This is a genomic window from Solibacillus sp. FSL W7-1436, assembly GCF_038007305.1.
Lineage (GTDB): Bacteria > Bacillota > Bacilli > Bacillales_A > Planococcaceae > Solibacillus.
Genome location: NZ_JBBOWV010000001.1, coordinates 3,061,994 through 3,074,836, shown reverse-complemented (window position 1 = coordinate 3,074,836; position 12,843 = coordinate 3,061,994). Strand labels below are relative to the sequence as shown.

Sequence of the window (12,843 nt, the reverse complement as noted above, 5' to 3'; positions counted from 1 at the left end):
AAATTATCAATTTGTTGTTCAGGTTTTCATTACTGCCAAAGTAAAAAGCCTGCATTTTCATACAGGCTTTGTTATAACTTTTTAAAACCCTTCAACTCTCGATGAACATCCGCCAAAATCTCACCGGCCGATCCTTCCAACACTAAGTCAAATGAATAATGTGCGCTAGTGGACGTTTGCTCACGGTTAATATAGACGAGCTTCCCTTTCGACATGCTCGGCAACTGGTTGACAGGGTAAACTTCCAAGCTTGTACCAATCACAATAACAAGGTCCGCCTCGTGTATTTCGTGCAGCGTACGGTCCCATGCTTCCGTCGGTAATGTTTCACCAAACAGTACAACATTCGGCCGTAATTTTCCGGAACAGTATGTGCAGGAGCAGTTATTCAAAAACTGTTCTTTTGCATGTGGTTTGCCGCAGTTTTGGCAGCGGATTGACACGATATTGCCGTGAAGTTCCGCTACATTTACACTACCTGCCTGCTGATGAAGCTGGTCGACATTTTGGGTTGCGATAAGCGAAACAAGTCCGCGCTTTTCGAAGTCCGCCAAAATTAGATGGCCTTGATGCGGTTTGCAATTCTCGAGTGCGGTAATCCTCATCTGGTAAAACTCGCGGAACTGTTCATAGTTCTTCTGCAGACTTTCTGTAGAGGCAACAATACGCGGATCAATATTTTGCCACAAGCCTGTTGACGAGCGAAAATCCGGTATGCCCGATTCGGTCGACATCCCCGCACCTGTCAGCACGACCGTACGATTCGAATCTTTCATCAAGAGAGCCAGTGTTTCAGCCGTCATCCCGATTCCCCTCCATCTCAATCTCGTTCACAACTTCCAGCAATGTATTCGTCAAAAGTGCGAAACGTTCAATGATATGCTCTTTTATAATATGCTCATGTTCAGCGTGAATGCCGTCCCCTACAAGTCCAAGACCATCCAATGTCGGCGTGTATAACGATGTGAAATTACCGTCACTCGCACCGCCGACTGCTGCTTCATCCACATCAAAACCGAGTTCCTCCGCTTCTTCCTGCGCAATTTCGAACAGTTCTTCGCTTTCTTCATCACGTTCCATCGGAGGTCGGTTAATTCCGCCATCGATTTCGATTTTCGTACGCTGATCATATGGCTTTAGCTCTTCGAAATAATCGTCGATACGTTCCTGCTCTGTGCGAGTAACCGATCGGACATCGACTCCTACGTGCGCTTCATCAGGTACGACATTCAGTTTACCGCCGCCCTGGATCATACCGACATTCAGCGTTGTCCCTTTTTCGTAATCGTTCAGTGCATCAATATTCAGGATTTGCCTTGCTGCTTCCGTAATTGCACTGACACCATCCCGCGGATTATTGCCAGCATGCGATGCTAGTCCTCGAATGTTCAGCAAATACCTGGATGTCCCTTTTCGCGCTATTTTCAGTTCGCCCGAAACGGTAACGGCCGGCTCCAGTATAAATGCGGCCACTGATTTTTTCGCTTCTGCTTCAATTAGCGCTCTGGACGTAGGGCTTCCGATTTCTTCATCACTGTTCAGAAAAAACACAACCCGGCGCTTCAACGGCAGATTCATTTTTTGAACATATTTAAAAAACCAAATCGCACTGACGAGACCTGATTTCATATCCAAAATACCGGGTCCAAAGATTTTATCTTCTTCTTCCCGGTACGGCAAAGCCCCTTTATCCCAAACGGTATCATAATGGCCGATCATTAAAATCTGTTCGGTTCCTTCGCCCAGTTCAAAGCGGAGATGATTGCCGTTATGCTCCATCGCATATTCCGTTGCCTTTACATGAAAATAGTCATAAAACATCGACTGGAGTACATCTTTGCACAGATCAAGCAGCTCTTTGTTTTGCGAAGGTGAATCGGCTAATACTAAGCGTTTAATATCGTCTTTTATATCCTTTTCATGCAATGTAAAAAAATCGAATGCTTCCATAACAACGCCTCCTTCGTTTTCTATACCCAAAAATGCCTAAGTGACATTCACTTAGACATTCGAATTGGGAGACTTTTTGCTCCCGGCAATTGATAAATAGGCGACAAATACTAGCATTAATAAAATACCGACATACTGCCAGTTATACAATGTCGCACCGAGCCAGACAACGGAAATCGCCATTGCCGTCAACGGTTCGATACTTGATAAAATACTCGTTTCCACTGGTGATATGTATTTCAGGCTTGTTAAAAATAAAATATAGGCCAAGGATCCCAAAATGCCCGTAGCAATAATGATGACTACATTTACCGGATCCAGCAGCAACAGCCATTGCTCCGGTTTCCAAAGCTGCCCCGTTACCGAGAATATAAGCCCGCCTATGATCATACCCCAGCCGATAATTATGATTACCCCTACTTCAGCCATTAACCGAGCAGGATACAATGTATAAAATGCATACGTAAATCCTAACAGCAGCCCCCATACAAGCGCTTCATTGCTCACAAGTAACCCTGAAACCGAGCCATTTGTCAGCAATAGAAACAGCCCGACAAGCGTACCGAAAATACCGATCAGTTGACTGCTTGGTGGAAGAACTTTCCCAATAATCGATGTATAAATAATGATAAAGATGGGCGCTAAAAACTGCAGTAGTGTTGCAATGATCGCATTGCTTACTTCTATCGACTTTACGAACGTAAATTGTAACCCTACCATTCCAATCACGCTGAAAACAAGTAATTGTACGGAATTGTTCCGGTTTTTCCAAATAGAGAATACCGATTTTTTCTGCATAGCTACAATGCTAAGTATTAAAATACCTGCAATCGTTAACCTTACTGCAAGCATAAACTGAGCGGTCATGGCCGTTTCTTGCAGGAGCCACTCCATCATCGGACCTGTAGCCCCCCAAAACATCGAACCAACTATAATCATCGCTATGCCTTTGACTCGTTCCACCACTACTACCTTCTTCCAACGTTCTATTCATAATAAAATTTTATCATGATTCCATTGTCGGGAATATAGTACTTATTATTTGATTAGCTCGATCCAGCCACTTTCTTTAATCGTTACACGGGGTGATGCGTACTTTGGGGGTTCGTAGGAAAATACCGTTTTATCAAAATCATCTTTTACAACAAACACATTTAAAAATTGGATTTCATTAATTAATTTTCGGATATGCGCCTTATCATACATATCACTTTTTTCATTCATTAATATAAGCAGTTCATTCTTTATACTCAATACGTCCCGTTCATTTGCTCTGCGTATAACACTTTTCGGCATTTTAAGAAATTCGTCGATCTTCATTAAGTTCTTTTCCATCATTGTCTTCCTTTCCCTCATGGCAATACTTGTGTAAATTTTCTTTTGTTGTTATTTACCCAATTTCACCAATTTCACCCCTAATTAATCACCAAGAGGAAATTTTAGACGACTTCCATGCCCAATATAACAAGCTTTTAAATTGTATGTTCATCCTTATTTTCGAATATATATTTATCGAATATTAGGTGTATGCCCCGATAGATGGCAGCCCCCACCCCTCCTAATATTGAATATAATAAAAGATTGGCATTTTCAAAAAAAATATAGAAAAATATAGCGCGTTTCCGAAAATGACAAAAGGCATCGAACAGAGGTTGCTCGATGCCTTTTAACAATAATTTATTTGATTACATGCTCTTTAATTTTTCATATTCAAGCTGTAATTGTTCAATACGTTTGCGTCCTTCTTCACGATTACGCACTGTTTCTGCCTGAATTTGTTTTGTTTCTTCAATACCGGAAATGATCGTTTTCCAAGTTGTTTCAATCGTTTCGACTTTGATGCTCGGGCTTCCCGCCTGGCGTGCAATGTTGACCGAATTTTGACGGACATTTTCCGCGTTTCGTACAAGCATTTCATTTGTACGGCGGTCCAGTTCAGCCATCGAATCCGAAACAAGCTTTTGTCGCTGCATTGTAACGGCGTGGATCAGACCTTGTTTGAAAATCGGAATTGTCGTTACAAATGCCGAGTTGATTTTTCCGATTAGATGGTTGTTCCCCTGCTGCATTAAACGAATTTGCGGTGCTGACTGGAAAGAAACTTGCTGCGCCATTTCAAGATCGTAGCCACGTTGCTCCAGCAGTTCGATTCCGCGTGTAATCGTTTCAAGTTCCATTATCGCTTCATGGTCACCGGAATCCGCTTTTGCCGACAATGCAGGCAGTTGCTGACGTAAATCATTTACTTTAATATCGATTGCCGCAATATGCTCGCTCAATGTATGGAAGTAATTTAAATTCTCATCATACATTTGTTCCAGCTGTACGGTATTACGTTTCATTTCCACTTCATACTTCTGAATTTCGTTATAAACGACATCGACTTCTTTGTTCATCGTGTCATATTTGGATAAAATGCGCTCCAATTGCTCTTTGCTTTTTGAAAACAGTTTTTTCAGGAAACCTTTTTTCTGCTCCTCCTGGAAATCCTGGGGATCAAAGCGGTCCATAATTTTATTTAAATTGTTCAGTAATGTAGTTGATTTTTCCAAATTGCTCTGTTTAATCGTTGCGAGCATACGGTCTGAAAACGTTGAAATGCCCTGGGCTGTTTCTTTACCGAATTCGAGAACCGCGATTTGGTTTTTCACATCGATTTTTTCTGCAAGCTGCTGAACTTGCGGCTGTTGTTTTAACTGCTCCTGACGCTGACGGATTTGAGACAGCTCCTGTTCCGAAACAAGTTGTTTTTGTGGTTGTTCGACAATATCAGTCGTTTGTGCCGGCTCTTGCTCGGTACGTTTATTTAAATCTTCAAATAATGGATTTTCAGCCATGTTCGATTCCCCCATTCTATGTATTACTAGTATTTACGTAAATTTTGATGAAAAGTTTCATGCTGCTCCTGCTAATTATAACGCAAAACATTGCGAATATTCTAATTTAAGGCTATCCCATACAAATGCATCGCTTTTTGACAACAAAAAATGCCCTTTTATGCGCAAAAGGACACTTTTTGTAAGTCTACTATTGGGGGAGAGACTTCACACCCACACAAGCTTTGCATGAGTCTAAAGATAAATTACCCTAATTTGTTCAACCTAAAACACTTTTTTAAATTTCCAATGATTTTTTTCGAATCGGTTTCAAAATCAATCCAACTGCAAAAATACAGATGGCAATGACAACCGCCGAGTAAAATAGGCCGCCATAGCCGTTTTGTGCTGCCATGACCGTTACTTCATTGACAGAATTCAAAATGACTTCTTTAAGCGTCGGATCCTGAATATTTTGAACGACAGTCATCATTTGTTCCTCGGAAAACTGACCGCCCGCCGCGAATTGACTGCCCACTTGAGCAAGCTCCGCAGTTGCCTGTTCAGATAAATTTGCCTGTTGTACATTTTGCTGCAAAATTCCTTGGAAATCGTTTTTAAATAGCGATGGAATTTCACTGAAGCCGCGCGCGATAAATCCTGCATAAATCGTTGGCGCGATCGTCATCCCGATTGTTCTGATTAACGATAATGACGCTAAAGCCGTCCCTTTATTTGCTTCGAGTTTTTCAGTCGCCAAAATGTTCAGTGGTGCACCTAGTAGTACCCCCATGCCGACACCGCCAATTACGGATGCAATGACAAACTGCCATTTGGCATCAATCCAAGTCGGGAACAGGAAAAAGCCGATAGCCGCAACGAGACCTGAAAACAGGACCGCTAAAACCGGGCCTCTTTTATCGACTAAAATACCGCCAACCGCTGCCCCAATACCTGCAGCCAGTGCAAGCGGTGTCATCCAATACCCGGCATGCTCGGATTTAATGCCCAATACTTGCTCCGAAAAGGCCGGAATGAAAATCATTGCAGCAAGCATCGCACCAGATAGAAGACCTAACAGCAATGTCAGTAAATAAGTCGGCTGACGCATTAATGCCACCGGTAGAATCGGGTCCCCACCACGGCGCTCAAGACGAGTTTCATAGAAATAAAGGATAACAAGTACGATAATGCCAGCTAGTAAATACGGATATACTGTCGGTTCGATAAGAGAGCTGAAAAAGTTAATCCCTTCAATATTTGTCAGCCCGTACATAATCCCTAAAATCGCGACAGAAAGCAGGACCGTACCCGTCATATCAAGCTTGCCGGGTGCTGCATCTTTCGTTTCCTCCAGTTTGAGATAACCCATGATCACAAGGAAAATCGCGATCGGCACATTAATTAAAAAAAGCCAATGCCAGCTGCCTGTCAGATCCAAAATGACACTTCCGATATTCGGACCTAAAACAGCGGCAACCCCATTCATTCCGCCAAGCAACCCTAATGCTTTCCCTTGCTTTTCCGCAGGCAGTGTACTGACGACATACGAAGTACCGATAATAAAAATACCACCTCCGCCCATCGCCTGGATAAAGCGGGAAATCAGATAAAACGTAAAGTTCGGGCTAAGTGCAACGAGCAGTGAACCAAGACCAAATAACGCAATTTCCACAATAAACAGTTTCTTGCGTCCATAACGGTCTGAAAGTTTCCCTACGATCGGAACACTGATTGCCAACCCGAGTGTGTACAGTGTAACACCCCAGGCTCCCCAGTTTGCTTCGACATTAAACGAGCTGTTGATCGTTGTCAGTGCGGCACTGATGATTCCGTTATCGAGTGCAGCCATAAATACGCCAAGTGCAAATAACGTAAGCACCCATGTTTGCGAAGTCTTTGTATTTGTCATAAAAAGACTCCTTTCTTTTAGAAGTTACCTATTATTATACTGCTAAGTTTTAATTTACATAAGAAAAAATACCATTAAAAGGCAATCGAGTAGGAGGTTAGCCATTAATTGGCTAACCGACCTCTCACACCACCGTACGTACGGTTCCGTATACGGCGGTTCAAAAGTTTTATGTAGGATTAATGATTGTAGCGAGGTTTTTCAACTTGAGTTTTAACCAATATTTATTGTTTAATGCTCGGTCGATGATTGGATTATTTGAGGAGCGCCAGTACCCTTTACGAGTATTGGCCATTCTATAGGCATCGTTATGGTTGATACCTAGTCTTTTGAGGTTTCTATATTTTGTTATGGTTCTTTTCCATTCTTTCCATCGACATGCCCTTAATCTTCTTCGAATATGGCTATCTATTTCCTTTGCGTAGGATTTTATGTCGGCAATTTTAAAATAGTTGCCCCATCCTTGAATGAGATAATTGATTTTCTGAATGCGCGATTCCATATCAATTGAGTAATTACGATTTGTAATATATTTTAGCTTTTCTTCGAAACGCTTCTTTGATTTCTTTGGCACGTATACTCTGATTACACCTCTGGCGTTATAGAAGCTCACACCTAAAAATACACGTGCTATCGGCTTTCCCACTGCTGATTTCTCTTCATTCACTTTTAATTTAAGTTTCTTTTCGATAAATGTCGTGACGCCTTCTTTAACTCGTTCTCCTGCTCTTTCACTTTTGACATAAATGTTGCAGTCATCTGCGTAACGAACGAATTTATGATTGCGTTTCTCTAGTTCTTTATCAAGTTCATGAAGGATTACATTACTCAGTAATGGACTTAACGGTCCACCTTGTGGCGTACCTTCTTTTGAGTGAATAAAAGTTCCGTCTATCATGGTACCAGCGTTTAAGAAACTTCTTATTAGCTTTAATGTCGGTTTACATAAAATATATTTCGCCATGAGTGACATCAGCTTGTCATGCTGAACTCTATCAAAGAATTTCTCTAAGTCGATGTCTACGACAAACTTATGACCTTCCTCAATATAACTTCTTGCTTGTTCAATTGCTTGATGAGCACTTTTATTCGGGCGAAACCCATAACTATAGTTACTAAACATTGGGTCTAGTATTGGGGTTAACACTTGTACAACCGCTTGTTGAATAACACGGTCTGTAACCGTGGGAATTCCTAATAGTCGTTTCCCTCCATCTGGTTTGGGAATTTCAACTCTTTTAACCGGTTGCGGTTTATATTTACCTGTTTTAATCATTTCGATAATCTGAGTATTATTCTCTTTTAAGTATTGGCGGGTTGCCTCTATATCTTTCGCATCGACACCGGCTGCACCTTTATTTTTACGCACTTTCTCAAAAGCTTCGTTCAAATTATCTCTGCTTATTATTACGTTGATTAATCCTTCCATATGTTCGCGTGTATAGAGAAATGCACATGATAGATTCCACGCTAAACCTAAACATGAGGTATTCCGTACCTTACTTTTAGGGTAGCCCTTTCGGTTCTGTATCTTCATCTCCATGTAATATTCTCCTTCACGTTCACTCCTTTCGTTCAGCCCTTCCCATTGCTGGTACTATGGCTTCTGCTGACTTCTGATGATTCAGCTGTACATCACTGCACAGGTTCCTCTGGGGTTATTCATCAGATCTCCCGGGGTAAGCCTGCCCACTTTCCTCTCATCTATCTGCCGCATTTATTGACTCATCTTCCGAGGATATTTGGGACTTCAGTTTGTTTAGCAACCTTATCCAGATGAATCAACCTCATACGATTCGTATTCCTCAGACCAAGATTTTGCCTAGGACTTCCTTCAGATTCCGCGTCGCCACGGACACCCTTGTCTTCGGCTAATGGTTCGCATATCCCAACGTCCACAGTGAACTTTCATCACCTAGTTGGCAGACATGCCCGGCACACTAAAAAATGCCCTGTAAAAATTTTTACAGGACATCCATCGCTATACTAACAGCTGTTTCGCATTTTGAATTTGAAGTGCCACCTGCTCAAAACCTGTGCCGCCTAATGAATTACGTCGGCTTACAGCAGCTTCCGGTGCAAGTACTGCATAAATATCTTCTTCAATTAATGCAGATTCTTTCTGCATTTCTTCCAATGGCAGGTCCAGCAGGTAGATTCCTTGCTGGATGCATGTAAATACAAGCTTTCCTGTTACTTCATGCGCTTCACGGAACGGCATTCCTTTCGTCGCCAAATAATCCGCAAGCTCTGTCGCATTCGAAAAGTCTGAATGTACCGCACTGTGTAGACGCGCTTTGTTGACCGTCATCGTACGAACCATGCCTTCGAAAATTTTCAGTGATCCTAATACCGTTTCCATCGTATCGAACATGCCTTCTTTATCTTCCTGCATATCCTTGTTGTACGTTAACGGCGTACCTTTTAAAACTGTTAACAGCCCCATTAAGTTCCCGTATGCACGGCCTGTTTTCCCACGAATCAGTTCCGCCATATCCGGATTTTTCTTTTGTGGCATAATAGATGATCCTGTTGAGAATGCATCATCCAGCTCGATAAATTTAAATTCATCCGTTGACCAAATAATGATTTCTTCCGCAAAACGTGATAAGTGTGTCATCAATAGAGCTGAATTCGATAAAAATTCAACGATAAAATCACGGTCACTTACCGCATCCATTGAATTGGCATACACTTCCGCAAAACCAAGCAGTTCAGCTGATTTCAAACGGTCGATCGGGAATGTTGTACCTGCCATCGCCCCGGCTCCTAAAGGTAAAATATCAATGCGCTTCATTGATTCTGTAAAACGTTCTTTATCACGTTGCAGCTGCCAGAAGTACACCATTAAATGGTGGGCAAAACTAATTGGCTGTGCACGCTGTAAATGCGTGTAGCCAGGTGCAATCGTATCCACATTCTGCTCTGCCTGCTCGACAATCGTTTTTTGGAAATGCTCGATTAAGCCGATTACTTCAGGTACGCGTTTCTTTAAGAATAAGTGCATATCTGTTGCGACTTGGTCATTACGTGAGCGCCCAGTATGAAGCTTCCCGCCAACAGTACCGATCAGATCAATCAGCATTTTTTCAAGATTTAAATGGATGTCTTCATTGGAAACCGAAAACTCCAGTTCACCCGCTTCGGCTTTTACTTTTAATTGTGCAAGACCGTCCAGAATTTTCTCGACATCTTCTTTTGGTAAAATATTTTGTGCACCAAGCATTGTGACATGTGCTACAGAACCTTCAATATCTTCCAACACTAACTGCTGATCAAAGCCAATCGATGCCCCGAATTCGTCAACCCAGCTTTCTGCAGATTTCTGGAAACGACCGCCCCATAATTTTGCCATAGTAGTTTCACTCCTCAACTTATGTTCCTAATAATAGAAGAAGCGACTCGGGTTCCGAATCGCTCACTTCAATAACCGTATATCTAATTATTTATTTACTGGTTGTTTTGCGCTTTTTGCTACTTCTGATGCAACAACTGTCGGCATACCCCATAATTCGATGAAGCCTACAGCAGAAGCGTGGTTGAATTGGTCATGTTTAGAATATGTCGCCAATTCTTCAGAGTATAGAGAATTTGGAGATTTACGTCCTTCAACAATCGCATGGCCTTTGTAAAGTTTTACACGAACTGTTCCGTTTACATACTTTTGCGTTTCTTTTAAGAACGCTTGAAGCGCTGTACGGATCGGGTTGAACCAAAGACCGTTATAGATGATTTCAGATAGTTTTTGTTCGATGATCGGTTTGAAATGCGCCAATTCTTTTACTAATGTAATATCTTCTAATTCTTTATGCGCTGTCAATAATACTTTCGCACCCGGAATTTCGTATACTTCACGAGACTTGATACCAACTAGACGGTTTTCAACGTGGTCGATACGTCCGATGCCGTGTTCACCAGCAATTTTATTTAATTCTTGAATTAAGTCTGCTAGTTTCATTTGAATACCGTTAATCGAAACAGGCTTTCCTTCAACAAATTCGATTTCAACGTATTCCGGTGTATTCGGTGCTTCTTCCAATGAAACCGTTAAACCGTATGCTTCTTCTGGTGGTGCAACCCAAGGATCTTCCATTACACCCGCTTCGTTTGCACGGCCCCATAGGTTTTGGTCGATCGAGAATGGTGAATCAAGTGTTGCAGGAATCGGAACACCGTGTTTCGCTGCGTATTCGATTTCTTCGTCACGGCTCCAGCCCCACTCACGTACAGGTGCTAAAACTTCAAGATCCGGATTTAATGCTTTGATTGACACTTCGAAACGTACTTGGTCATTCCCTTTACCCGTACAGCCGTGTGCTACTGCATCGGCATTTGTTTCATTTGCGATTTCTACTAATTTTTTAGAAATTAATGGACGAGATAATGCAGAAACTAATGGATACTTTTGCTCATACCAAGTGTGTCCTTGTAATGAGATTAATGCAAAGTCTTCAGCAAACTCATCTTTTGCATCGATCATATATGATTCAACAGCACCTACTTGAAGTGCTTTGTTACGGATAAATTCTAAGTCCTTACCTTCACCAACATCAAGACATACTGCGATTACGTCCCAACCTTGTTCTTTTAACCATGGAATTGCTACTGATGTATCAAGACCACCTGAATATGCCAATACGACTTTTTTGTTCGCCATGTTAATTGCCCCCAAATGATGTATGTTTATACACTGAATTAATAGTTTATACACGAATAGTAACACGTTATAAAAATAAACGCAACTGCATTTATATAAATTTTTTCACTTTTTGATACAATCTAAAAACATTCGTTCCGGAAGTTTCCACAAGCTCTCGTTCATGCATAAATATGCTATTAATTGCAGCAGATTACAAAAGAGAGCATATCAATTTTTATGACTGAAAAATCGAATGCTCTCACACTTACTTCTTATTAAAGAAACCTTTACCGACAAATTCTACAAGTGCTGGTGCTACTGCATATAATTTGCTTGTAACACTCATAATACGTGGTAGATTCACTTCACGCGGGCGTTTCACGATTGCATGGACAACTTCTTTCGCGACTTTTTCAGGCGGCAGCAGGTATTTCCCGATTGCATCCTTATAAGCGTTCGTTGCATCGGCTTTCTGAATAAACGGTGTATCGATCGGTCCGGGATAAATTCCGGTAACGTGTATATTGTATTCTGCCAGCTCCAGACGAAGGCCATTCACAAAACCGGTAATTGCATGTTTACTCGCTGCATAAACACTCGCTTTTTTTGTAGCGACCTTGCCTGCCTGCGAACCTATAAAGATAAAGTGACCGTTCTTTCTGTCGATCAATGCCGGTGCCAGACGTTTTGCCAAGTAGATCGGCGCACGGACATTGACATCGAGCATCTGATCGATTTCCTCGTCTGCTAAATCAACGGCACTTTCAAAATAACCTAATCCGGCATTTAAAATGGCGATGTCGATTGGCGGTAGTTGTGATACAACTTCATCGATATGAGATGGAATTCGTAAATCCGCTTTGTAGGCGATCGCTCCTATGCCATTTAAATAGTTAATGGCACTGTCATTCCTGCCAGTTGCATAAACGGTATGTCCTTCTTTTACTAGCATTTCTGTAATAATGCGCCCGATACCGCTTGTCGCACCGGTAATAAAAACTGTCTTTTTCATGGCTTCCCTCTTCATTATCTTATTTTTGGGTAATATAAAAACTAGTAAACGGTTATTTACTAGTTTGGGTAATGCCGAATAATTCACTTAAAATGTCTTTCGATACGAGCACATCCGCCAATGTATAGGTATCAAGCACAGCCAAGTATGCTTTTAATGCTTCACCTAAGGCAAATTTCAGTCGGCACTCCGGAGATATTTTGCAAAGGTTCCCTTCCGGATTGAAACATTCCACAAGGTGAAAGTCATCTTCTGTCTTACGGACGACATCACCGACATTGATTTGTTCAGGTTCAAGCGCCAGACGTATTCCGCCGCCGCGACCGCGTATTGTTTCAATATAGCCATGTTTCCCTAAATCATGGGTTACTTTCATTAAATGGTTTTTGGAAATCTGATACGCATCTGCAATTTCCTGAATTGTAACTAAATTTTCTCTGCCCCGTACACCTAAATACATGAGCGTACGTAAAGAATAATCCGTATATACTGTTAACCGCACGCTGTTCACCAT

The 12,843-nt window shown here is 41.7% G+C and carries 11 protein-coding genes; all 11 read right to left on the bottom strand.

Annotated elements, in window-relative coordinates; all coding sequences use genetic code 11:
* Positions 1-71: 71 nt before the first annotated feature.
* Positions 72-803, bottom strand: a complete 732-nt coding sequence (locus MKX73_RS15120; RefSeq protein WP_340718166.1) for an NAD-dependent deacylase — start codon at positions 801-803, stop codon at positions 72-74.
* Entirely contained in the window at positions 793-1,950 is a 1,158-nt protein-coding gene (locus MKX73_RS15115) for a M20 family metallopeptidase (RefSeq protein WP_340718165.1), read from the bottom strand. The genes MKX73_RS15120 and MKX73_RS15115 overlap by 11 nt, the downstream gene beginning before the upstream one ends.
* 51 nt (positions 1,951-2,001) lie before the next feature.
* Positions 2,002-2,913, bottom strand: coding sequence for a DMT family transporter (locus MKX73_RS15110; protein WP_340718164.1), 912 nt, complete (start codon positions 2,911-2,913; stop codon positions 2,002-2,004).
* A gap of 75 nt (positions 2,914-2,988) precedes the next feature.
* Positions 2,989-3,288 (bottom strand): cytosine deaminase, encoded by a 300-nt coding sequence (locus MKX73_RS15105; RefSeq protein ID WP_340718163.1) that lies wholly within the window; start codon positions 3,286-3,288, stop codon positions 2,989-2,991.
* Positions 3,289-3,635: 347 nt separating this feature from the next.
* Positions 3,636-4,787 (bottom strand): toxic anion resistance protein, encoded by a 1,152-nt coding sequence (locus MKX73_RS15100; RefSeq protein ID WP_340718162.1) that lies wholly within the window; start codon positions 4,785-4,787, stop codon positions 3,636-3,638.
* Positions 4,788-5,064: 277 nt separating this feature from the next.
* Entirely contained in the window at positions 5,065-6,678 is a 1,614-nt protein-coding gene (locus tag MKX73_RS15095) for an MFS transporter (RefSeq protein WP_340718161.1), read from the bottom strand.
* A gap of 169 nt (positions 6,679-6,847) precedes the next feature.
* Positions 6,848-8,107 carry a group II intron reverse transcriptase/maturase gene (gene ltrA, locus MKX73_RS15090; protein WP_340718855.1) on the bottom strand — a complete coding sequence of 420 codons (1,260 nt, stop codon included), beginning with the start codon at positions 8,105-8,107 and terminating at the stop codon, positions 6,848-6,850.
* A gap of 552 nt (positions 8,108-8,659) precedes the next feature.
* The gene (gene argH / locus MKX73_RS15085) at positions 8,660-10,033 is read right to left on the bottom strand and encodes an argininosuccinate lyase (protein ID WP_340718160.1); all 1,374 of its coding nucleotides are present in this window, start codon (positions 10,031-10,033) and stop codon (positions 8,660-8,662) included.
* Between the two features lie 87 nt (positions 10,034-10,120).
* On the bottom strand, positions 10,121-11,335 hold the full coding sequence (locus tag MKX73_RS15080) for an argininosuccinate synthase (RefSeq protein WP_340718159.1): 1,215 nt from the start codon (positions 11,333-11,335) through the stop codon (positions 10,121-10,123).
* Between the two features lie 247 nt (positions 11,336-11,582).
* On the bottom strand, positions 11,583-12,329 hold the full coding sequence (locus tag MKX73_RS15075; protein ID WP_340718158.1) for an SDR family NAD(P)-dependent oxidoreductase: 747 nt from the start codon (positions 12,327-12,329) through the stop codon (positions 11,583-11,585).
* Positions 12,330-12,381: 52 nt separating this feature from the next.
* Positions 12,382-12,831 (bottom strand): RrF2 family transcriptional regulator, encoded by a 450-nt coding sequence (locus MKX73_RS15070; RefSeq protein WP_340718157.1) that lies wholly within the window; start codon positions 12,829-12,831, stop codon positions 12,382-12,384.
* Between the last annotated feature and the right edge of the window lie 12 nt (positions 12,832-12,843).

Coding starts and splice junctions, on each gene's coding strand:
- ltrA (WP_340718855.1), bottom strand. CDS start 8,107: ATGGAAGGATTAATCAACGTAATAATAAGCAGAGATAATTTGAACGAA.
- MKX73_RS15100 (WP_340718162.1), bottom strand. CDS start 4,787: ATGGCTGAAAATCCATTATTTGAAGATTTAAATAAACGTACCGAGCAA.
- MKX73_RS15105 (WP_340718163.1), bottom strand. CDS start 3,288: ATGATGGAAAAGAACTTAATGAAGATCGACGAATTTCTTAAAATGCCG.
- MKX73_RS15120 (WP_340718166.1), bottom strand. CDS start 803: ATGACGGCTGAAACACTGGCTCTCTTGATGAAAGATTCGAATCGTACG.
- MKX73_RS15115 (WP_340718165.1), bottom strand. CDS start 1,950: ATGGAAGCATTCGATTTTTTTACATTGCATGAAAAGGATATAAAAGAC.
- argH (WP_340718160.1), bottom strand. CDS start 10,033: ATGGCAAAATTATGGGGCGGTCGTTTCCAGAAATCTGCAGAAAGCTGG.
- MKX73_RS15080 (WP_340718159.1), bottom strand. CDS start 11,335: ATGGCGAACAAAAAAGTCGTATTGGCATATTCAGGTGGTCTTGATACA.
- MKX73_RS15075 (WP_340718158.1), bottom strand. CDS start 12,329: ATGAAAAAGACAGTTTTTATTACCGGTGCGACAAGCGGTATCGGGCGC.
- MKX73_RS15095 (WP_340718161.1), bottom strand. CDS start 6,678: ATGACAAATACAAAGACTTCGCAAACATGGGTGCTTACGTTATTTGCA.